Annotated in this window: 17 protein-coding genes; 11 read left to right on the top strand and 6 right to left on the bottom strand. The window is 37.8% G+C overall.

The window, feature by feature from the left end:
* The first annotated feature begins 140 nt into the window (after positions 1-140).
* The 4 genes from BM084_RS05340 (at position 141) to BM084_RS05325 (ending at position 5,032) form a co-directional block, all read left to right on the top strand.
* On the top strand, positions 141-1,088 hold the full coding sequence (locus BM084_RS05340; RefSeq protein WP_075325817.1) for an alpha/beta hydrolase: 948 nt from the start codon (positions 141-143) through the stop codon (positions 1,086-1,088).
* Positions 1,089-1,278: 190 nt separating this feature from the next.
* Complete coding sequence (locus BM084_RS05335) at positions 1,279-2,856, top strand: NADP-dependent glyceraldehyde-3-phosphate dehydrogenase (protein ID WP_093303406.1); 1,578 nt, start codon at positions 1,279-1,281, stop codon at positions 2,854-2,856.
* A 36-nt stretch (positions 2,857-2,892) separates the two neighbouring features.
* Positions 2,893-3,879, top strand: a complete 987-nt coding sequence (locus tag BM084_RS05330; protein WP_075327901.1) for an aldo/keto reductase — start codon at positions 2,893-2,895, stop codon at positions 3,877-3,879.
* A 262-nt stretch (positions 3,880-4,141) separates the two neighbouring features.
* Complete coding sequence (locus BM084_RS05325; protein ID WP_245764337.1) at positions 4,142-5,032, top strand: SMP-30/gluconolactonase/LRE family protein; 891 nt, start codon at positions 4,142-4,144, stop codon at positions 5,030-5,032.
* A gap of 17 nt (positions 5,033-5,049) precedes the next feature.
* Here the strand turns inward: BM084_RS05325 and BM084_RS05320 are convergent, their stop codons facing one another.
* The 6 genes from BM084_RS05320 to BM084_RS05295 form a co-directional block, all read right to left on the bottom strand.
* A complete protein-coding gene (locus tag BM084_RS05320) occupies positions 5,050-6,384 on the bottom strand; it encodes a Gfo/Idh/MocA family protein (RefSeq protein ID WP_075325820.1) in 1,335 nt (444 codons plus the stop codon).
* 96 nt (positions 6,385-6,480) lie between these two features.
* Positions 6,481-9,333 carry a glycosyl hydrolase 115 family protein gene (locus tag BM084_RS05315; RefSeq protein WP_093303401.1) on the bottom strand — a complete coding sequence of 951 codons (2,853 nt, stop codon included), beginning with the start codon at positions 9,331-9,333 and terminating at the stop codon, positions 6,481-6,483.
* 2 nt (positions 9,334-9,335) lie between these two features.
* Positions 9,336-10,490 (bottom strand): endo-1,4-beta-xylanase, encoded by a 1,155-nt coding sequence (locus tag BM084_RS05310; protein ID WP_093303399.1) that lies wholly within the window; start codon positions 10,488-10,490, stop codon positions 9,336-9,338.
* A gap of 158 nt (positions 10,491-10,648) precedes the next feature.
* Complete coding sequence (gene uxuA / locus BM084_RS05305; protein ID WP_093303396.1) at positions 10,649-11,818, bottom strand: mannonate dehydratase; 1,170 nt, start codon at positions 11,816-11,818, stop codon at positions 10,649-10,651.
* 1 nt (position 11,819) lies between these two features.
* Positions 11,820-12,563, bottom strand: a complete 744-nt coding sequence (locus BM084_RS05300) for an SDR family NAD(P)-dependent oxidoreductase (RefSeq protein WP_075325822.1) — start codon at positions 12,561-12,563, stop codon at positions 11,820-11,822.
* A gap of 17 nt (positions 12,564-12,580) precedes the next feature.
* On the bottom strand, positions 12,581-14,725 hold the full coding sequence (locus BM084_RS05295) for an alpha-glucuronidase family glycosyl hydrolase (protein WP_093303394.1): 2,145 nt from the start codon (positions 14,723-14,725) through the stop codon (positions 12,581-12,583).
* A gap of 169 nt (positions 14,726-14,894) precedes the next feature.
* Between BM084_RS05295 and BM084_RS05290 the strand changes: the two genes are divergently transcribed.
* The 7 genes from BM084_RS05290 (at position 14,895) to BM084_RS05260 (ending at position 23,040) form a co-directional block, all read left to right on the top strand.
* Entirely contained in the window at positions 14,895-17,096 is a 2,202-nt protein-coding gene (locus BM084_RS05290) for a glycoside hydrolase family 3 C-terminal domain-containing protein (protein ID WP_093303391.1), read from the top strand.
* Between the two features lie 21 nt (positions 17,097-17,117).
* A complete protein-coding gene (gene uxaC / locus BM084_RS05285) occupies positions 17,118-18,533 on the top strand; it encodes a glucuronate isomerase (RefSeq protein WP_075325825.1) in 1,416 nt (471 codons plus the stop codon).
* 3 nt (positions 18,534-18,536) lie between these two features.
* Entirely contained in the window at positions 18,537-19,535 is a 999-nt protein-coding gene (locus tag BM084_RS05280; protein WP_075325826.1) for a sugar kinase, read from the top strand.
* A gap of 100 nt (positions 19,536-19,635) precedes the next feature.
* Positions 19,636-20,307 (top strand): bifunctional 4-hydroxy-2-oxoglutarate aldolase/2-dehydro-3-deoxy-phosphogluconate aldolase, encoded by a 672-nt coding sequence (locus BM084_RS05275; protein ID WP_075325827.1) that lies wholly within the window; start codon positions 19,636-19,638, stop codon positions 20,305-20,307.
* Positions 20,304-21,284, top strand: a complete 981-nt coding sequence (locus BM084_RS05270; protein ID WP_093303389.1) for a TRAP transporter substrate-binding protein — start codon at positions 20,304-20,306, stop codon at positions 21,282-21,284. The genes BM084_RS05275 and BM084_RS05270 overlap by 4 nt, the downstream gene beginning before the upstream one ends.
* Entirely contained in the window at positions 21,277-21,753 is a 477-nt protein-coding gene (locus BM084_RS05265) for a TRAP transporter small permease (RefSeq protein ID WP_075325829.1), read from the top strand. The genes BM084_RS05270 and BM084_RS05265 overlap by 8 nt, the downstream gene beginning before the upstream one ends.
* Positions 21,754-23,040 (top strand): TRAP transporter large permease, encoded by a 1,287-nt coding sequence (locus BM084_RS05260; protein WP_075325830.1) that lies wholly within the window; start codon positions 21,754-21,756, stop codon positions 23,038-23,040.
* The last annotated feature ends 3 nt before the right edge of the window (positions 23,041-23,043 follow it).

Genomic DNA, 23,043 nt, shown 5'->3' with positions numbered 1-23,043 from the left:
TAGGCCTAAAATGGAACTTATATAGATATATTAAAATCGACCAGGTTGAGCAGGAAGTATTGGAGATGCGATTAATAATAAGTGAACCTTAAAATGTGAATTATATTTTTTTGAATAACTAACTTTAAAACTAATTTATTATGTCTAACACACCAATTAACTTAGCAAAGTCTGCCATTTGGTCGATTTTATTCCTCGTTGCTGCATCGGGAATGGCGCAAGACGGAACAATCTACCCTCTTGAAACTCCTCAAGAACCTAATGCTATTCCGTTAGAAACAGGTGGGGTTGAAGATCAACCCGCTTCAGAAACCTGGTTTCGCCAGTGGGGAGATCCCATGGCGAGAAATATAACCAAAGCGACTCTTACCCCATTTCTGCCCGATCCTGAAAAAGCCAACGGAACAACTGTAATTGTAGCTCCCGGTGGGGGCTTTAGGTGGCTTTCTTTAGGTAATGAAGGTTGGGAAGTTGCCGAAGCGCTTGCAGAACAGGGAATCACCGCTTTTGTACTAAAATATCGCTTACACCCAACTCCTAAATCTCTGGATGATTTTAGGGCGTCCATGGAAAGACCAGCCACTCCTCCAGCTGAATCTTCAGATGACACGCCGGAAACGCGCCTGGAAAGACCGCGTTCTAACCTTTCTAACCAACTCGAAGATGCCGAGGCTGCTTATGCTATGATCGTTGAGCGGGCTGAAGAATGGGGAGTTGATACAAACAATATAGGTATGATGGGATTTTCGGCCGGTGCCGGTCTTACCATGCATTCAACACTTAATTCCAAAACCATGGATCTGGCATTTATCGCTCCAATTTATGGAGGTTTAAATGAAGTAGAAGTTCCAGAAGATGCTCCTCCTATGTTCAACGTTATTGCTGCCGATGATTTTCTCTTCTACGGAGAATTTGGTTTAATCGAGTCCTGGCATAAGGCCGGAAAACCGGTGGAGTTTCATCTTTATCAAAATGGAGGCCATGGCTTCGGACTTGGAAATCCAGACCGTACCAGTAACCGCTGGTTTGATGCTTTTATTCACTGGTTGAAGGTTAATAAATTTCTTGTATCCAATACTGAAGAATAATGTGAGGTTTTTTTTGTGTAATTTTAAATGCTTGAAGACCTTTTCTTAACCAATTCTGGAGAAGAAAAAAAGTAATAAAACAACTATAACCGGGATGAAACTGTAGCTTTTGTCCCGGTAATTGTTTTTCTAAAAATCAGAAAATATTTTAAAACTAACTTTTATTAAACCAGCTTTTTAAACTTAAATTATGAAAATACCACAGGAATTTCAGATCACAAACTTGCTTCATCAACAACACTACCTTAGTAATGGGGAGTTGATTAAATGGAATGGCCAGACAGATGAGGTTTATTCCACTATTTCTTCCATAGAGAATTACAAACCAACTTTACTGGGTACTATTCCGCATATGGATAAAGATTCTGCGCTAGAAGTTTTAGATTCAGCTTGTAAAGCTTATGCAAAAGGGCAGGGCGATTGGCCTACTATGAAGGTTTCAGAGCGAATTTCCTGTATGCAGAATTTTGTGGCCGAAATGCAAACTAACCGGGAAGAAGTTGTAAAATATTTAATGTGGGAAATTGGTAAATCGCTCCCCGATTCTCGCAAAGAATTTGACCGCACAGTTGAATATATTAATGATACTATTGAAGATTATAAACAATTAGATCGTGATAGTGCGAAATTCTTTAAACGCGATGGTATTCACGCGCATATTCGCCGTGGTCCGCTTGGCGTGGTTTTATGTTTAGGACCGTATAACTATCCTTTAAATGAAACTTTTGCCTTGTTAATTCCCGCCCTTATTATGGGAAATACCGTAATTTTTAAACCGGCAAAAAATGGAGTTCTACTTATTTCTCCACTTCTTGAAGCATTCAAAAACAGTTTTCCACCTGGTGTGGTAAATGTAATTTATGGTCGTGGCAGGGAAGTAGCAGCACCTATAATGGCGGCAGGAAAAATTGATGTGTTAGCGCTTATTGGAAATAGTAAATCGGCTATCGCATTGCAGGATCAGCACCCATATAAAAACCGATTACGACTGGTTTTAGGTTTGGAAGCGAAAAATCCGGCCATTATTTTACCAGATGCCGACTTAGATCTGGCTATAGAAGAATGTATTTCGGGGTCTTTATCCTTTAACGGGCAACGATGTACCGCGCTTAAAATTATTTATGTTCACGAAGATGTCAGGGAGGAATTTAATAAGCGTTTTGCTAAAAAAGTAGATGCATTAAAATTCGGAAATCCCTGGGAAGATGGCGTAAAACTTACTCCTTTGCCTGAAGCCGATAAACCCGATTATATTAAAGAATTAATTGATGATGCCAGGGAAAAAGGTGCTGAAATCTTAAATGAAAAGGGCGGTGAAATTTCAGAAAATTATATCTATCCGGCAGTTCTTTTCCCGGTAAGCAAAAAAATGCGGGTTTACCAGGAAGAACAATTTGGTCCCGTGGTACCAATTAAACCTTTTACAGATATTCAGGAGATTTTAGATGAAATGGCTGATTCCAGCTATGGCCAGCAAGTTAGTTTATTTGGTAAGGATATTCAGGAAATCGCTCCGCTTATAGATACACTGGTAAATTTAGTGTGCCGGGTAAATCTTAATAGTTCCTGCCAGCGTGGGCCAGATGTTTTTCCTTTTACTGGAAGAAAAGATTCCGCGGTAAGTACGCTAAGTGTTCACGATGCCTTAAGATCTTTCTCAATTAGGACTTTTGTAGCTTCAAAAGATAATGATTACAATAATGAGATCTTACAGGAATTATTAAACTCAAAAACTTCCAATTTTGTAAGTACAGATTATATCTTGTAGTGAGGTTTTTGTAAATTGAAAGAAGAAAAAAATTATATGAATTATAGAAAATTAGGAAAAACAGGTTTTGAAATTTCAGAGATTTCCCTCGGAACCTGGCAAATAGGTGGAAAGTGGGGATCCGGTTTTAGTGATAAAACTGCTGAAAAAACCATTAATACCGCCATAGATAAAGGAATTAATTTTATTGATACGGCCGATGTTTACGAAGCCGGTTTAAGCGAAAAAGCTGTAGGCCGCGTGGTTAGATCCAGGTCTGAGCGTGTTTTTGTGGCTACTAAATGTGGAAGACAAATCAACCCGCATACGGCACAGAATTATACGCCTGAAGCACTGACCGCTTATGTAGAAGAAAGTCTTAAAAGAACCGGTTTTGAAGCGCTAGATCTAATCCAGTTGCACTGTCCACCCACCGATGTATATTATCGCCCCGAGATCTTTGAAACCTTTCAAAAATTAAAAGATCAGGGTAAAATATTGCATTTTGGTGTTAGTGTTGAAAAAGTTGAAGAAGCTTTAAAAGCGATTGAATATGATAATGTAGAAACCGTTCAAATTATATTTAATTTATTCAGGCAGCGACCTTCAGAGCTTTTCTTTGAACGAGCTAAAAAGAAGGATATCGGGATTATAGCCCGTGTGCCCCTTGCCAGCGGATTGTTAACCGGAAAGTTTGATAAAGATGCCAGTTTTGATAAAGAAGATCACCGGAATTTTAATCGAAATGGAGAAGCTTTCGATAAAGGAGAAACCTTTTCAGGAATAGACTTCGATCGCGGTCTAAAAGCCGTCGAAGAGCTTAAAAAGTTGTTCCCGGAAGTTCAAAATTTAGCTCCAATAGCTTTACAGTGGATTTTAAAATTCCCGGAAGTTAGTTGTACCATTCCCGGGGCTTCCAAAGAAGAACAATTGCTTTCAAATTTATCAATATATGATAGACCTGAACTTAGCAACGACAAAATTAAAGAAATGAATAAAATTTATGATGAATATCTAAAACAGGAAGTACATCACAGGTGGTAATTTTATTCCTGCAAAGTTTCTAAAACTTTATAGATTTATTTAGAATTTGGAAGGCCAGGGCTGAGGGTTCGTCAAGCTGAACTTGTTTCAGCTTCTAACTTGAAATAATTCTATGAAGCTTAGATTCTGAAATAAATTCAGAATGACGATAAATAACCTTGGAGAAAAGATTTCTACATAAATTTTGCCTTAAAATATAGCAGATTAAATTGCTTTTAAAAGCCTTTCTTTATCTTTAGAGAAAGGCTTTTTTATGGAAACTATGAAATTAAATTTGTTATCGTTTGTAATCCTCGGATTAGGATTTATTTCCTGTAGCTCACAAAAGAATTTGATTAAAGATGGGCAAAAACCCCAGCTTATTTCAAACGAGTTTGAGTTTACTGAGGGGCCAGCTTCAGATGCTGAGGGGAATGTATATTTTACCGATCAGCCGAACAACAGAATCCATAAATGGTCTGCAGAAGATGGTGCTGTTTCGGTTTTTATGGAAAATTCGGGCCGGGCAAACGGACTTTATTTTGATGATGCGGGAAATCTTCTAGCCGCTGCTGATAAAAATTCTGAAATGTGGAAAATTAATCCTGAACAAGAGGTTGAAGTTTTAGTTGATTCTTACCAGGGAAATCGGTTAAACGGTCCCAATGATTTATGGATTGGTCCGGATGGCGGACTTTACTTTACAGATCCTTATTATCAGAGGGATTACTGGGAACGTACCGAAAAGGAAATTGAAGAGGAGCGCGTTTATTATGTGAATCCGCAGGGCGAAATAAATATTGTAGTGGATGATCTGGTACAACCTAACGGAATTATTGGAACTCCTGATGGGAAAACCTTGTACATCGCCGATATAGGTGCTAATAAAACCTATTCTTATAAAATTAATCCTGATGGAAGCCTTTCAGATAAAAAACTTTTCACTGAATTAGGTTCAGATGGAATGACGATAGATAATAAGGGCAATATTTATCTTACCGGTAAGGGCGTGACAGTTTTCGATAAATCTGGAAATAAAATTCAGCATATTCCAATAGATAAAGATTGGACAGCCAATGTGACTTTTGGTGGTAAAGACCAACAAACCCTTTTTATCACTGCTCAACAGGCTCTTTACAGCCTGGAGATGAATGTAAAAGGGGTTCGCTGGTAATTTTGAGACGTGGATTTTTAAACTTTTGGGAGTTTCCAGCCGTTATGATAATTAGCTCTTACCAACGCATCTGCCTCAGCATCTTCGAATGATCCAGATTCAGCATTCCAGTACAGTTTTTTTCCGGTTTTATAGGCGATATTCCCCATATGAGCGGTTATTGCGGCAATACTTCCGGTTTCTACGCCGCAGGTGAGTTTTGAACTATCGTTTACTCGAATAGCTGATACAAAATTTTCGGCGTGATTTTCTAACGCATTTCCTTGTGGAGTAATTAGATCTATTCTTTTAGTTTTGGTCACCCATTCATCATTTTTATTTTCTCCTTCAGGAATAACTTCCCAGCCATCACGGTTTACTACTAAGGTGCCGTTATTTCCAATAAAAGCTATACCCTCGGTTCTTCCGTAGTTTCCGCCATCTATACCCGTGGCGTGCTCCCATAAGAGGTTAAAATCTTCAAATTCATAGACGGTTTGGAGAGTGTCCGGGGTTTCAGAAGCATCATTAGGATAAGCAAATTTTCCGCCTGAAGCTAAAATTGATTTTGGTGCTTTTGCTCCCATAGCATAAAGTGCGATGTCTATCTCGTGGACGCCCCAATCGGTCATTAAGCCACCGGCGTAATCCCAAAACCATCTAAAATTAAAATGAAATCTATTTTCGTTAAACGGCCTATCTGGCGCGGGGCCTAACCACATCTGGTAATCTACACCATCCGGTGGAGTAGAATTGGGTTTAACCGGAACCGGATTCATCCAACCCTGGTAAGCCCAGCATTTAACTAATCGAATTTGCCCAAGTTCACCCGATTGCACATATTTTATGGCATCGTCATAATGTTTTCCGCTTCGTTGCCATTGGCCAACCTGAACCATTTTATTATACTTCCTGCCTGCATCAAGCATTACGTTACATTCTTCAATACTGTTAGCCAGAGGTTTTTCTACATATACGTGTTTATCAGCCTGCAGGGCATCTACCATATTTAAACAATGCCAATGGTCTGGCGTGCCTATAATTACCGCATCAATATCTTTGTTTTCTAACATTTTACGATAATCTTTATACTGTGTTGGTGCCTTGCCGCTTATTTCTTTTATCTGGGCAGATCTTTCATCTAAAACACGCTGGTCTATATCTGCCAGGGCTATACAATTTATATTAGGTAATTTTAAATGTGCCTGTATATTGGCCCAGCCCATACCTTTGCAACCAATTACCCCAAAATTAACCGTATCATTTGCTGAAAAAATAGAAATAGGATTTGCTAAAAGTGATCCAGATAAACTTAAACCGGCTGTGGCCAATGCCGTTTGTTGCAAAAATTTTCGTCTTGGGAGGTTGCTCATCTTGTTTTTAGTTAAATGGTTTTACACTGATGAATATACTATTTTTTAATTGGCTGGAATCAGGTTTTTAAAGCTGAAAATCTTCTTCAATTTTGTTTATTTAGCAGTTTTGCTCTCTGGTGGGCCTAAATAAGATTCTCCTATTTCTCCTTTTCTAATAATTATTTTCTGAAGCGCAATTCCAGAATCTATAGCCCAAATTTTCAACGTATGATTTCCTTTTTCTTCTAGATTTAATTCTGAAGTTACCCTGGTAATATTATTCCCTACCGAAGTACCCCAATCATCTTTAGTATCCTGATGCAGATTAATAATCTGCGGTTCTTTATCGTCAATAGAATACGCAAATCTTAACCCTCCCTTATTATGAAAATCGAGTGTAGGAGAAAGCAGGAATTCTATTTTCATATTTCCTGTGCTTAAATTATGAAAATCATATGCCAGGTATGGATTATTTTCTGACCATTCTCCGTGGGTTGGGGTTTTAGCAAAAGCAGTCATTGTTGAGCGTGTTTTTCCTAAATTCGGCACTAAAGTCCATCCTTTTTCGTTATTGCCTTTTTCGCTATAGTTGGCAGCTTCTATAGCAATATAATTGTTGCTTTCTACAAAACCTTTTATGTTTCCAGGACTGATGTTATGGATTGGAACTTCAATTTTAACTGATTTTCTGCCCTGCTGAATACTAAAATTTCCTGTAGATTTTCCCTTTGGAACTTTGTTCCAATCAATACTAACTGAAATTCTCTTTTGATCTGAAACTGAACCAGATTCTTCTGAAACCTGAATCCATTTATCGTTTTTCTTTACTTTAAAATCGAAAGTTCCTTTTCCTTTATTAAAGATTTCAACATAATATTTTTGATCTGCTACAAAAGTAAATTCTGGCAGTCTTGCCGTTTCATTTGAAGCGGGCCAGGATTCTTTAGAACCTTCAATTGCAACACCCATTTCAGGTTTTTTAGCAACTTCAATGGTTTTAACCTCTGGCATAACCTGTTCTTCGGGTTGTTGCCAGTAAGTATAGCCAATATGATTTTGCGACATCATATGGTTCCATTTGCCATCGGCGATATTGTGATATTCTTCAGTTAATGCTGAATCTATGTTATATAATTCTTTTACTTTTTCAGCATAAGAATTTGCTATAGCACGACCTTGTTCTGCATACAATTGGTTTTTGGCGGTGTCCACATACAATTCATTTAAATTGGCCGATGCTTTTACCGGAAACAAAACCAATTGAAAATAGGCGTCTTTATATTCGGCAGGAAGTCTCTTGTATATTTCTTCTGCTTTTTTAACTAATTTATTATAATCTTTTACTACGTTTTCCGCTTCATTATAATGGATTAAACTATAAGTCTCCGGACTCAGCATTTCAGGTTTTCTGCGACTATTATACTTAGTGTATGTATCTAAGATTTCACCAATTTCCGAAGCATATTCCTCGCCGAATTGCTTTTTGGCCCAATCTTTCGAATAATCTTTAAGATCATTAGCATCTATAGCTTCCGGATCCCAGGCAAAATCTAAAAAGAAACTAATTGGAAATTCCATTGGTTTTAAATCGCCTACGTTTACCACCCATAATTCGGTAGCGTCGTATTGATACGCAAGATTCATTTGTTCCCAAACCCGCTCAATTTGCGTGGTATTTAGCCATTTATAATTCCGCGGCCCACCTACATAATCAAAATGATAGTAAATTCCGTAGCCGCCTTCCCGGGGTTCATCTTCCGGGTCTGGTAATTTTCGTATGTTTCCCCAATTATCATCAGCAAGGAGTAAAGTAACATCATCGGGAACGCGCATTCCCTGGTCGTAATAATCCTGGACTTCTTTATACAAAGCCCAAACCTGCGAGGTTTCACTTGCCGGTTTCCCGGTAACTTCTTCAATAATTTGGCGCTGATCTGCGACAATAGTTTCCAGTAATTCTATAGCGGTGCCCTCGGTCATTGGTTCGTCCCCGTCACCACGCATTCCTATGGTTACGAGATTTTCGTAATTCTGGTTTCTTTCAAAACCGTCTCTCCAAAAGTCGCGTAAACCTTCAGCATTAGTTTGGTAATCCCATTCACCGTTCCCATAATTTTCGCGATGCGTGCCCCATTCTTTTTGCGCCCTAACCATAGGCTCGTGATGAGATGTTCCCATTACAATCCCATATTTATCGGCTAAGACCGGATTTTTAGGATCGTCTTCATTAAAAGCTTTTCCCCACATGGCAGGCCATAAATAATTTCCTTTTAAACGCAGAATAAGTTTAAAAACCTGTTCATACATTTTGCTATTTATGCCACCAAATTTTTCCCGGGCCCAATTTCCAAGTCCAGGTTCTTCATCATTTATAAAAATTCCGCGGTATTTAACTTTTGGGGTTCCCGATGTATAGCTTCCTGGTTTTACATATAATTGCTCTACTTTTTTAACCGGAACATCTGCCCACCAGTGCCACGGAGAAACTCCCATTTTTTCTGAAAGATCAAACATTCCAAAAATAGTTCCTCGTTTATCGCTGCCAGCAATTACCAAAGCTTTTTCTACTCCCGGCGATGGATTTTCAACCACTTCAATTAAGAAGTTTTCCCATTTTCCTTCTATTTCAGAAACGTCCAACTTAGCGCTGGTAATTAACTCATCAATCAATTTACTTTTTCCAATAGTTCCAATAATTACCGGGTACTTTCCATTGATTTCTTCTGAATAAATTTCAGGCTCATTGCCGGTTACTATTTTGAAATCTGTTTGTAGATCTTCAGCAACTAAATGAACTCCCTCGTGATCTTCTGAGTCTAAAAATAGCCTTACAGAATTTAATGGAAAAGCCTTTTCAACCTTCTCAAAACTTACATAATCCTTTTGCGCAAAAGCAATTTGGAGAAAGCCGAAACAAAGAAAAAGAGAGCAAACTTTTTGCAAATTGATAATTGATGGTTTTGGCATTTTTAAGGAGTTTTGGTTTCGGGTTGGGTTTCAAATTCAACCACTTTTTCGTATGCTTTTTTACGTTCAAAATTTTCATCGAATAAAAGCGGATAATTCTTTCGTCCCGCAACAGGGTAGGTGTCTAGCCACGAATATCTGTCTGAAATATTCCAGAAAGTCACCCCGGTAATTACGTCTTTGTAATCTCTAAAAACCCTAAAAAACATATCGTAAACTTCAATTTGTTTTTGTTCCAGTTCTGGAGTAAATTCATCTGATTCACCTTCTTTAAGTTCGCGGCGTTCCTTTTCCCAGGGATAAAGTGAAACATCAAGTTCGGTAATTTGAATTTCCAGGCCTAATGCTGAATACAAATCTAGGGCTTCTCTTAATTCTTCTTCTGAAGGTCCGTGAATAGACCAGTGAGCCTGAATTCCCACACCATCAATTGGAGCATTATTTTCCTGGAGATATTTTAATAATTCAATAATCCGGTCTCTTTTTTCAGGAATAATCGCATTGTAATCATTATAAAATAGCTTCACATTTGGATCTGCTTCGTGAGCATATTCAAAGGCTTTTACCAGGAAATCTTTTCCAGCAATTTTAAGCCATTCTGATTCTCGATATACTTTCGTAGAATCATCTGCCACGGCTTCGTTTACAACATCCCAGGCATAAATAATATCTGAATAACGCGGAACAACCGAATCTATATGATTTTTCATTCGTTTTAACAGCTCTTCTTTATTTACTTTGCCGCCATTTTTGTTTTCAAAAATCCAACCGCCGGTTTGTTGATGCCAAACCAGGGCGTGTCCTCTCATTTTTAAATTGTTTTCTTTTGCAAATTCGGCGAGTAGATCGGCGTCTTCCCAATAGAATTTATCTTTTTCGGGATGAATAGGTCCCATTTTCATCACATTTTCTGGCGTGATACTGTTGTATTCCTTTTTGATCAATTCAGCCGATTTTCCTTTGACAGAATTTGGCGCAACCGCCACACCCATTGGGAAATAGTCTTCATAATAATCTTTAAGTCCCATTTCTGAAGAATCTTCTGTTTGAGCTTTAACTTCTTTTTCTTCAGAATCGGTATTAGATTTGCAAGCGGTAAACGTTGCAGCAATTGCCAGAATAAAAACCGATTTTTTAAATATTTTTAGTGAATTCATAGTTTCTAATGTGTATAAACGTTTGTGTAAATCCTGCAAGGTTTATAAAACCTTGTAGGTATGTCTCTTATTAAAACCTACGAGTTATAAAAAACCTCGCAGGATAGATATGTTCTCCGAAAATTCAGTTTTGTAGAAATATGGAAGCTTCATAGTAATTATTTAAATGATTCCTGTAATCCTAATTCGAGTCCGCGCAATTCAGCGAGCCCTTTTAACCTACCTATAAAAGAATAGCCGGCATAATAGTTTTTATTGACTTCTAAAGTATGCAGGTAGCCGTGGTCTGGACGCATTGGGATACTTTGATTACTTTTTTGCATTGTTTTTATAATGCGTTTCACCACTTCTAACATTGGAACATCACCATCCAGATGGTTAGATTCCATAAATACTCCGGTTACTTTCTTTTTTACATTTCTGAGGTGTAAAAAATGAATTCTTTCTTCAAATTCATCGTAAATCTCAAGAAGATCGTGAGCAGGATTTGCACCTAAAGACCCGGTGCAATAACAGAGTCCGTTGGATTTACTTTTTACGTTTTCAAAGATAAATTTCAGGTCTTCGTGGTTGCTCACTACACGTGGCAAGCCTAATACCGAAAACGGCGGATCGTCTGGATGAATAGCGAGGTTTACATTGCTTTCTTCAGCTGTTGGGGTAACTTTAGATAGAAATTTAACGAGGTTTTTGCGTAATTTTTCATCGTTAATATGTGAATATGATTCCAGGAGATCTTTAATAATTTCGGCTGTAAAATTTTCGGTACTTCCCGGTAATCCTAAAAGAATACTTTTAAAAAGTTCATCTTTTTCTTCAGAAGAAAGATTGTCACCTACTTTTTTGGCTGCAGTAATTTGCTCTTCGGTATAATCTTTTTCTGCATTTTTTCTTTTCAGTAGAAATAAGTCGAAATAGGCAAATTTTAAAGGATCGAATTTTAAAACTGCAGCACCTTCTTCATTTTCATGAAAATGATCTGTGCGAACCCAATCCAGAATTGGCATAAAATTATAAGCGACAACGCGAATACCGCATTTGCCAATATTTTGAAGGCTTACTTTATAATTTTCTATGTATTCTTTATAGTTTCCCGATTCTTTTTTTATGTCTTCATGCACCGGCAGGCTTTCTATCACGCTCCATTCCAGGCCGTGGCTTTCTATGAGATTTTTTCTTTCCAGAATAGCTTCTTTGGTCCAAATCTCACCTACGGGAATTTCGTGTAAAGCGGTAACTATTCCAGTTATACCGGCCTGTTTTAAATCTTTTAGCGATAGTACATCGTTAGGGCCGTACCATCGCATGGTTTGTTGCATTGCAATCATCCTAAAATCCTATTGAATTTCCACCGTCTACCGGTAGAATTGTTCCTGTAACAAATGATGATTCATTAGTAGCAAAATAGTAAACTGCATCAGCAATATCTGAAGGTTGCCCTAATTTACCCATTGGCGTTCTGGATAAAACCTTATTTTTTCTTTCAGGATCGTTGTTTAAAGCTTTTCGAGACATATTAGTCTCAATAAAACCGGGCGCCACCGCGTTTACACGAATTCCAAATTGCGCTAAATCTACAGCCATAGCACGCGTCATCCCATCAACTGCAGTTTTACTGGCAGAATAAGCAATAACTTTAGGAATACCATATTGGGCAGCCATCGAGCTAATATTGATGATACTACCCGAGTTTTGCTTCTTCATTATTTTTACCACTTCCCGACTAATTGCGAAAAGTCCCAAAACATTAGTGTGTAAAATATTCTGAAATTCTTCATTGGTTACTTCCAGGAATTCTTTTTTCATATTAATCCCGGCATTATTAACCAGAATATCAATACTTTCGGCTTCCTGCCCAATCTTTTCTATCGCTGCGGGAATTTGATCTAAATTATTAAGATCCAGAATAAAGGGTATGGCGTTTTCGCCTAATTCTTTACAGGCCTCTTCGGTCTTTTCTTTATTTCTTCCGTTTACGTAAGTTTTAATTCCTTTTTCACAGAATTTTTTGGCTGTTGCAAAACCTAGTCCAGCGTTTGCTCCCGTTACGATTGCTGTTAATTGTTTGGTCATTTTTATAAATTTTTGTGTTACCAGGAAGGATTTATACCTGGTGCATATGGACGTTCTATTGATTTATAATATTCTAAGTTATGTTCTGGTTCAGGTACTCCGGCAGGTAACTCCATTTCAGAGAATTTCTGAAAATAGCTCAGGCATGCATCTCGCCACCATTTTGCTTCTTTTAACTGAATTTCCAGTAACATGGAGGTTTTTTTAAATTCTGTTTCATTTACATATTGTTCCATTTTTTTCCAGGTAGCCTGCATTTCTACAACCTGTTCTACACCTTTTTGATAATGTAGAGCCATATTATCCCAAAGCGTTTTACCATTATCCATTTTGTAGTCCCAGGGAAGATGATGAAACCACAGTAAGTATTTTTCAGGCGTGGTTTCAGGATTGCTATATTTTTCTTCAATAGGTTTAGCGTATTGGGCAAGTGCATTACTGCCAAAACTGGTTCTATCAAACCCTATCCCATTTTTATCAGCTTTATGATAATATACGGGGTTCCATTCTGGCCGGCCAAGATCGTCTACCCAGGGCCCCGGACCGTAATGGTGACTGGTGGCCATAATATGGTGTAGTCCCAAAGGTGTCATGTAATTTACTACCGCTTCGCGAGATTCTATTAAGAGATCGGTCATAGGTTTTATAAAGTCTTCTTCATTAGAAAAATTTATTTTTAACCATTCTTCTGCGATAACTTTAGAATCCATATAAGGATCCCAGGCCAATCTCCCAAAGCCATACCAGTTTGCCTGCCCAAAGGGGTGTCCTGTCCAGTTCTTTTCAGTACCAATATTGGCAACCCCAGCTATTCCGGTTAATTTTTTATTTGAATTTGTGCCGTCAATTACTTTGGCTACCGTAGAGTTTTCACCATCGGCATAAGTGTCTTCGTCTAAAACTTCCTCAAACAGTTTTGGAAGAAAAACCAGGTGAGAGCTGAAGCCTAAATATTCCTGAGTTATTTGAAATTCCATCATTAAAGGAGTATCTGGCATTGCCCCAAATATTGGGTGGAATGGTTCTCTAGGTTGAAAATCTATAGCACCATTTTTAACCTGTACCAAAACATTATCTGCAAATTTTCCATCATAAGGAATAAACTGGTCGTAAGCTTGTTTTGCGCGATCGTCAGGATCTTCTTCAGAATAAACAAAGGCTCGCCACATTATGATTCCGTTATGGGGAGCAACCGCTTCGGCCAACATATTGGCGCCGTCTACGTGGGTTCTATTATACTGAAAAGGTCCTGGTTGGCCTTCCGAATCAGCTTTAACTAGAAAACCTCCAAAATCGGGGATTTCAGCATATATTTCATCAGCAATGTTTTTCCACCACTGCTTCACATCTTCATTTAAAGGATCGGCAGTATCAAGATCGCCTAATTCAATTGGGGCAGAAAATCTTGCCGTTAGGTAAACCTGGATTCCGTAAGGTCGAAAAACTTTGGCCAGGGCTTTTACTTTTTCAATATAATGAGGGGTTAGAATTAGCGCGTTAGAATTTACATTGGTCAAGACCGTACCGTTAATTCCTATTGCAGCATTAGCTCGGGCGTAATCTTTATATTCGGGTTTTATAAGTTCGGGTAAAAGATGCCAATCCCAAATTGAAAAACCGGCGTACCCACGTTCTACCGTGCGGTCTAAATTATCCCAGTGATTTAAAACACGCTTCTGGATTTCCGGTTTTTCTTCAATTTTTAAATCTGAAATATCATTTTTTTGCTGCATTTCGCGAAGCAAGCCGTAAGTTCCATAAAGAAGCGCTATCTCAGAATTTCCACTTACTACAATAGTCTTTCCATTATTAAGAGAAGTGATTTTATAACCTTCTTCTCCCAGGTTTTCAGTATTGACAATGTTTCTTATTGCCGTTGGCAGTTTACTTTGTATTCCAATAATTAATTTTGAATCATTACTGAGTTTTGAATTTTCAAAAGCAAAACCTTCTCGAGCTAGTTGTAACTCTTCCTTTATAGCCTGAATTGTAGAAGAATTACCAATTAATTCCACATTATTTAGAAAAGGTGCATATTTTTTTTCAACACCAGGATCCTGTATTTCTATATAATCTAACCAGAGTTCATAACCTTTCTGGGCTTGAATATTGACTGCGAAAAGGCATAAAAAGGCCAGGGAAATAAATTTCTTTAAATTCATTATAATATTATCAAACGATTGTGAGCTGAAAATTAGACAAAAAAAGCTTGCCGACAAAATTTTGTATGCAATCGGTTGTGTTTATGATAAATTTATGTTTAATTTGTTAAGACATTTTTAAGAAAAAATCGTTTATTTAATGATTTATAAACTTTAAACTCATAAAATTATGAATTATAAAGTATTGGGAGCCTTTCTGTTGGTTTTTGTTTTCGGAAATCTAGGGTCAATTAATGCCCAGGAGAAAGGCATGGATTATGGTTTTAGGAACGAGTCATTAAGTGTAGATGAAAGAGTTGCTGATTTAATCAATCGATTGACTTTAGAAGAAAAGGCGATGCAAATGATGCACGATAGCCCGGCAATAGAGAGATTAAGTATCTCTGAATATAATTGGTGGAATGAAGCATTGCACGGAATTGGTCGTTCTGGTGTCGCCACGGTTTTTCCTCAGGCTATTGGGATGGGTGCTACTTTTGATGAAGATTTAATTTTTAAAGTTTCTTCGGCAATTTCAGATGAGGCCCGGGGAAATCATAATACCGCCGTTGAAAATGGATATAGAAGACAATACAGCGGACTAACATTTTGGACTCCGAATATTAATATTTTTCGTGATCCGCGGTGGGGAAGAGGACAGGAAACTTACGGGGAAGATCCTTTTCTTACTGCAAAATTGGGGGTGGCATTCGTAAAAGGCCTGCAGGGAGATGATGATAAATACCTTAAGACGGCAGCTGCAGCAAAACATTATGCGGTGCATAGCGGTCCAGAGAAATTAAGGCACGAATTTAATGCAATAGCCTCACAAAAAGATTTATGGGAAACTTACCTGCCAGCTTTTGAAGCTCTTGTAAATGCTGAGGTAGAGACTATTATGTGCGCTTATAATGCTACTAACGGGGAACCTTGTTGTGCAAATGAATATTTACTTACCGATGTGCTACGGGATAAGTGGGGTTTTAAAGGCCATGTGGTAAGCGATTGCTGGGCATTGGAAGATTTTTATGGAGGTCACAATGTTGTGGGAACTCCTGAAGAAGCTGCGGCTCTCGGCATAAAAAGCGGCGTTAACCTTAACTGTGGTAGCGTTTATCCTTCTTTGGTAGAAGCGGTAAATCAAGGCTTGGTGACCGAAAAAGAAATAGACAAGCAACTTGCCATTTTGATGAAAACCAAGTTTAAACTTGGTCTTTTTGATTCCCCTACAAATAATCCTTATTCTAAACTTTCTGCAAAAGATATTAATACAAGGGAGCACAGGGCATTGGCCAGGGAGACTGCCCAAAAGTCTATCGTGATGCTTAAAAATGATGATGTACTTCCTTTGAAAAATGACCTGGCGAAATACTTTATTACCGGGCCAAATGCTACAAGTATTGAGATTTTATTAGGTAATTATCATGGTGTTAATCCTAATTTAGTAACTATTATTGAAGGAATTGCCGGGGCTATAGAACCTCAAAGTCAGTTGCAATACCGGCAGGGGACTTTGTTAGATCGTCCAAATGCTAACCCGCAGGATTGGGCTTCGCCGAATGCTGGAAATAGCGATGCTACTATTGCCGTGTTAGGGATTTCCGGCGTATTAGAAGGTGAAGAAGGGGAGTCTATAGCTTCAGAAACTTTTGGAGATAGGTTGGATTATAATCTTCCTGAAAATCAGCTGGATTATTTACGAAAATTGAATGAAGCTGCCGGCGATAACCCGGTAATTGCTGTAATTACGGGGGGAAGCCCAATGAACCTGGAAGAAGTACACGAACTAGCAGACGCGGTATTAATGGTTTGGTATCCCGGCCAGGAAGGTGGTAATGCGGTTGCAGATATTATTTTTGGAGAGGTTTCTCCATCAGGCAGATTGCCAATTACTTTTCCAAAATCCCTGGACGATTTGCCTCCTTACGAAGATTACACGATGAAAGGAAGAACCTATAAATATATGGATGCAGAACCAATGTATCCTTTTGGTTATGGGTTGAGCTATTCAGATTTTGAATTTTCTGATATAAAATTATCTAAAGAAAAAATTCGAAAAGGGCAAAACCTGGAAGCTAGTTTAGAAGTATCTAATGTGGGAGATCGTGAAGCTGAAGAAGTGGTACAACTGTATGTTTCAGATTTAGAAACTTCTGTAGATGCGCCTAAATATCAACTTTACGGAATTAAAAGAGTAAATTTAAAAGCAGGAAGTTCCAAAGAAATAAAATTTGAAATTACCCCAGAGATGATGGAACTTGTAAACCATGATGGGGAAAGTGTAATCGAAAAAGGAGAATTTAAAATTTATATAGGAAGTTCCAGCCCTTCTGCCAGGAGCCTGGAATTAGGTGCAGCCCAGTTTAAAGAAGCCGTTTTTACCCTAAGATAACAACCGAAAAGAGTGAATTAAATGACGAATTTTATTGAAGAAGATTTTCTTCTGGAAAATAGCTTTGCTAAAGAGCTTTACGAGCGCTATGCTAAAGATATGCCTATTATAGATTATCACTGCCATTTGCCAGTTGAAGACATAGCTGAAGACAGGCAATTTAAAAACCTTACTGAAATCTGGATTGCCGGAGATCATTATAAATGGCGTGCTATGCGGGCGCTTGGTATTGAAGAAAAATATATTACGGGAAATAGCAGCGATGAGGAGAAATTTCAGAAATGGGCAGAAACCATTCCTTATACCATGCGAAATCCGCTTTATCATTGGACGCATTTAGAATTGCAACGCTATTTTGGTATTACCGATTTATTGACTGAGAAAAATGCCAAAAAGATCTACAATCAATGTAATTCTTTGCTTGCTACCCAGGCTTATTCTACCAGGAATTTGCTAAAGAAAATGAATGTAAAAGTGGTTTGCACCACAGATGATCCTGCTGATGATTTAAAGCATCATAAAAAGATCGCGGAAGATGGTTTTGAAGTAAAAGTGCTTCCCACTTTTAGGCCAGATGGTTTATTGAATATTGAAAATGATGATTTTGCAGCGTATTTAAAAAGAATAGGAAATCAAACTAAAATAGATATTAAAGATTTTGATTCCCTTATTAAAGCAGTAGCAAGTAGAATAGAATATTTTCATCAACACGGGTGCAGGCTTTCAGACCACGGCTTGGAAAGAATGCTGGCTGAAGATTTTTCTAAGGATGAAATAGATAATTTACTCAAGAAAAAATTAGCAGGAGAAAACCTTACTGTGAAAGAGTCTGATAAATATCAATCCGCTTTATTATTAAAATTAGGTAGTTTGTATGCTGCAAAGAACTGGACCATGCAATTACACCTGGGCCCGGTGCGAGATACCAATTCCAAATTACTCAACCAGATTGGTAAAGATGCAGGAGTAGATAGTATTGGAGATTTAAACCAGGCTAAGCCGCTGGCAAAATTTTTAGATACACTAAATAGAAATGAAGATTTGCCTAAAACCATTCTTTATAACGTGAATCCTTCAGATAATGAAGTGATGGCTACGATGGCCGGGAATTTTATGAGTGATTCCCGGAAGGGAAAAATTCAGCATGGCTCTGCCTGGTGGTTTTTAGATCAAAAAGATGGAATGGAAAAACAGTTGAATTCATTATCAAATATGGGTTTAATTAGCTGTTTTGTCGGAATGTTAACTGATAGTAGAAGTTTCTTATCTGTACCAAGGCACGAATATTTTAGACGCGTTTTATGTAATTTATTCGGAAAAGATATTGAAAACAAAGAACTTCCTGAAGATATAGAATGGATAGGTAAAATAATTCAGGATATATGTTATTACAATGCAGAATCGTATTTTGAATTTCCTGAAATGAACAAAAAGTAATTTATGAAAAAGCTGGTGAGCCTAGGGGAATTATTGATGCGCCTGTCTTGCGAAGATGCGCTAAGGTTTTCGCAGGTAAATAATTTTAAAGTTGTTTACGGCGGGAGTGAGGCAAATGTGCTTATAACTGCAGCAAACTTTGGTTTAAAAACCGAATTTTTAAGTGTCTTACCCGAAAACGATTTAGGGAAATCAGCCATAAATGATTTACGAAATAATAATGTGGGTTTAAATCACATAAAATTTGACGGAAAGCGATTAGGATTATATTTTTTGGAAACCGGGGCTATCAATCGTCCTGGGAAAATAATTTATGACCGGGAAAATTCAGCTTTTTCACAAATAGAACCCGAATGGTTTGATTGGGATGAGATTTTTGAAGATTGTAACTGGTTTCACTGGTCAGGCATTACTCCGGCAATTTCGGCAAAAGCTGCAAAAGTTTGTTTGCATGCAGTTGAGGTGGCCAAAAGTAAGGGGATTAAAATTTCCGGAGATCTTAATTTCCGCGGAAATCTTTGGCAATACGAAGGTGCAAATTCTGAAGGAACCATGACCAAACTAGTGGAACAAAGCGATGTTTTGCTTGCGGGAGCTTATGCCTGTAGTCAGTTTTTCAATATAAAAGATTTTCAGAATAATCACGAACTTTCTAAAGCCTTACAACAAAAATTTCCTTCCTTACAAAGAATCGCCATTACAAATCGTAAAGAATTAAACGCCTCTCATCATAAATGGTCGGCAGATATGTTTACAGGAGCAGAACTATTATCATCTACAGAATATGATATTTATCCAATAGTAGATCGTGTGGGGGCAGGAGATAGTTTTATGGGAGCACTTATTTATGGGCTTCAGCATTTTGAAGATCAAAAAACACTTGATTTTGCCACGGCGGCTTCCTGTTTAAAACATTCTATAGTGGGAGATTTTAATAGGGTAAGTAAAGAAGAAGTATTAGAATTAATTGAGGGTGATGGTTCAGGACGAATTATAAGATGAAATTATGAAACCGGCATGATGCTGGAGGTAATAATGTAGCACATATTGAATTCTTATAAACAAGTGACAATTTTACCCTTTGGGCATAAATTTTAAAAATATGAAAAAAATATCCAGACCAGAAATTGCGATAAAAATGAAAGAATTGGGGCTAGTACCTTTATTCTATCACCAGGACCAGGAATTAGTTAAGCAAGTGCTTAAAGCAGTATATCAAGGAGGAGCACGTTTTTTTGAATTTACACACAGGGGAGAATTTGCTCACGAAGTCTTTGCAAATCTCGTGAAATTTTCAAGAAAAGAATGTCCCGAAATGATTCTTGGCGTAGGTTCTGTAGTAGACGCCAGTACAGCCAGTCTTTATATGAATTTAGGTGCAGAATTCGTAGTGAGCCCGGTAATTAGAGAAGATGTTGCTAAAGTTTGTAACCGTAGAAAAGTGTTATACCTACCCGGTTGCGGTAGTCTAACCGAAATAAGCCAGGCTGAAGAATTAGGCTGCGAAGTAGTAAAATTGTTTCCGGCGGCTGTTTTAGGACCCGGTTTTGTAAAGGCTATAAAAGGCCCGCAACCCTGGACTTCAATTATGCCAAGTGGCGGAGTTAATCTTGAAGAAGAAAATATAACAGCATGGTTTAACGCTGGAGTTACTTGCGTTGGAATGGGGTCAGCACTTATTCCAAAGAATATGGTTGAAAATTCTGATTTTGAATCTATAAAAAACAATGTGGCCAAAGTGCTAAAAATAATTACTGAAATAAGATCTAAATGAGATCAGTTTTCAAACTTTTTATTGTCTTAATTCTTTTTGCTTCCTGTAGCCAGAAAGATGAAGTAAAATCTTTAAAACTTTCCCACGGGTTGAGTCTTGATCATCCTGTTCACCAGGCTTTAGCATTTTTTGCTCAGCGTGTTAAAGAAAAATCTAATGGAGAATTAATAATAGAGGTTTACCCCGGCGGGCAGTTAGGTTCAGAAAGGCAGAGTTTGGAACTTTTGCAACTGGGCGGTTTGGCTATGACCAAAGTGTCATCTGCCGTGATGGAAAATTTTTCCCCTAAACTTCGCGTTTTTGGTTATCCTTATATTTTTAAAGACCGCGAGCATCGTTATAAGCTTTATGATAGCGAGCTTGGAAATGAACTTCTTTTAGACGGCGAGAAATATTGGTTAAGGGGCTTAACCTATTTTGATGCGGGCAGCCGTTCATTTTATACAAAAGACACTCCTATTGAAACTCCGGAAGATTTAAAAGGTTTGAAAATTAGGGTAATGCAAAGTCCTACGGCAATTAATCTTGTGAAAACCCTTGGAGGTTCCCCAACACCGGTTTCCTGGGGAGAACTTTATACTTCACTACAGCAAGGAGTAGTAGAAGGAGCAGAAAATAATTTGCCCAGCTTTTACACGTCAAGACATTACGAAATTTGTAAAAATTTTTCATTAGATGAGCATTCGGCTGTACCCGATATTTTGGTGATAAGTACGCAGATTTATAACAAGCTTTCTTCCGAAGAAAAGAGATGGATCCAGGAAGCTGCTCAGGAAGCTTCAGTAAAGCAAAGGGAATTATGGGAGATTGCCGAAATAGAGGCATTGACGGCAATTAAGAAAGAAGAGGTGAAAGTCACTTACCCTGATAAAGAATTATTCAAAGAAAAAAGTAGCCATATAATTAAAGATTTAGAGAAAACAGAACCTGAATTATATAAAACCATTCAAGAAATTAAAAACTTAGGAAATGAGTAGAAAGCTTAATTGGTTTTTAGAATGGTTGGTTGTTTGCCTGGTAACGGTAATGTTGTTTAGCGTGTTATGGGGTGTTTGTAGTCGTTACCTCCTGGCAGATCAAAGCTCGTGGACAGATGAGCTGGCGCGTTTTATGCTAATTTGGGTTAGCCTTTTTGGGGCTGTTTATATTTCGGGTAGAAATACGCATATCACTATAGATTTACTTCCAAAATCGTTTAGTATCAGGACAAAATTAAAACTCGATCTCCTGGTGCAATTAATAATTATGCTTTTTACCGCTGCAGTTTTTATAATTGGCGGTGGTAGGTATGTGTATGTTTCCTTTAAGCTCGAACAAACTTCTGCAGCTTTAGGTTTACCTATGGGATTTGTATACCTGGTTTTACCTATTTCAGGCCTGATGATAATTTATTTTAAATGGATGCAAATGCGGCAAACCTTGCAGGAATTAAAAGCAAATCGGTAAATGGAAATATTTGTTTTAATATTTAGCTTTATAGTTTTGGTGGGAATTCGCGTTCCCATTGCCTGGAGCATTGGGATAGCTTCGGTACTAACATTGTTATTTAGTGTAGATACTATTCCTGCTTTTACTACTATTTCTCAAAGAGTGGCTACTGGTTTAGATAGTTTTTCCTTACTTGCTATTCCTTTTTTTATACTTGCCGGCCACATTATGAATAGTGGTGGAATAGCCAAAAGATTAATTGAATTTGCAAAATCCCTGGTGGGAGCTTTACCCGGTGGTTTGGCGCACGTAAACATTGTAGCTGCAATGATGTTTGGTGCAATTGCAGGTTCTGCCGGTGCTGCCGCTGCCGCTATAGGTAGTTTTATGTCTGAAAGGATGGAAAAAGAAGGTTATACCAAAGAATATGGTGTTGCTGTAAATGTAACTTCGGCCACCACGGGACTTTTAATTCCACCGAGTAATATTTTTATAATTTATTCTCTTGCCAGTGGTGGGGTGAGTATAGGGGCATTATTTTTAGCCGGTTATCTTCCCGGAATTCTTACTGGTTTAATTTTAATGGCCATTGCTTTAGTTTGGGCAAAAAAGAAAGGTTTCCCTACAGGAAAAAGAAGTTCGTTTAAACATATTCTGCGGTCTTTTTTTGATGCCCTTCCAAGTCTGCTTTTATTAATAATTATTATTGGAGGAATTGTTGGCGGAATTTTTACTGCTACTGAAGCTTCCTCTGTAGCTGTTGTCTATTGCCTCATTCTGGCTTTTCTATACAAAGAATTGAATTTCTCTAAACTTAAAACCGTACTGGTAGAATCAGTAGGGACCATTTCTTTGGTAATGCTGCTTATTGCGATGTCTATTGCAATGTCCTGGGTAATGTCTTACGAAAACATTCCGCAGGAAGTAACTTCAGCTTTATTAGGTTTTAGTGATAATCCTTTTGTAGTGATTATTTTAATAAACCTGATATTATTATTTGTGGGAATTTTTATGGATATGACTCCGGCGGTATTAATTTTCACCCCAATATTTCTTCCGGTTGCAGTAGCTATGGGAATAGATCCGGTACATTTTGGAGTAATAATGATCCTAAATTTATGTATAGGCCTTTGTACGCCGCCAGTAGGTTCCGTTTTATTTATAGGGGTAGGAGTTGCAAATACTACTATTCAAAAAGTGGTAAAACCTTTGCTACCACTTTTTGTGGGAATGTTGATTTCCTTAATATTGGTGATAATTTTCCCGTTTTTGAGCCTTTGGCTTCCTGAATTATTCGGATTCTAATTA

This window comes from Salegentibacter agarivorans (assembly GCF_900113135.1).
Classification (GTDB): Bacteria; Bacteroidota; Bacteroidia; order Flavobacteriales; family Flavobacteriaceae; genus Salegentibacter; species Salegentibacter agarivorans.
The sequence above is the reverse complement of the archived record's forward strand: the minus strand, read 5'-3'. Positions and strand labels throughout refer to the sequence as shown.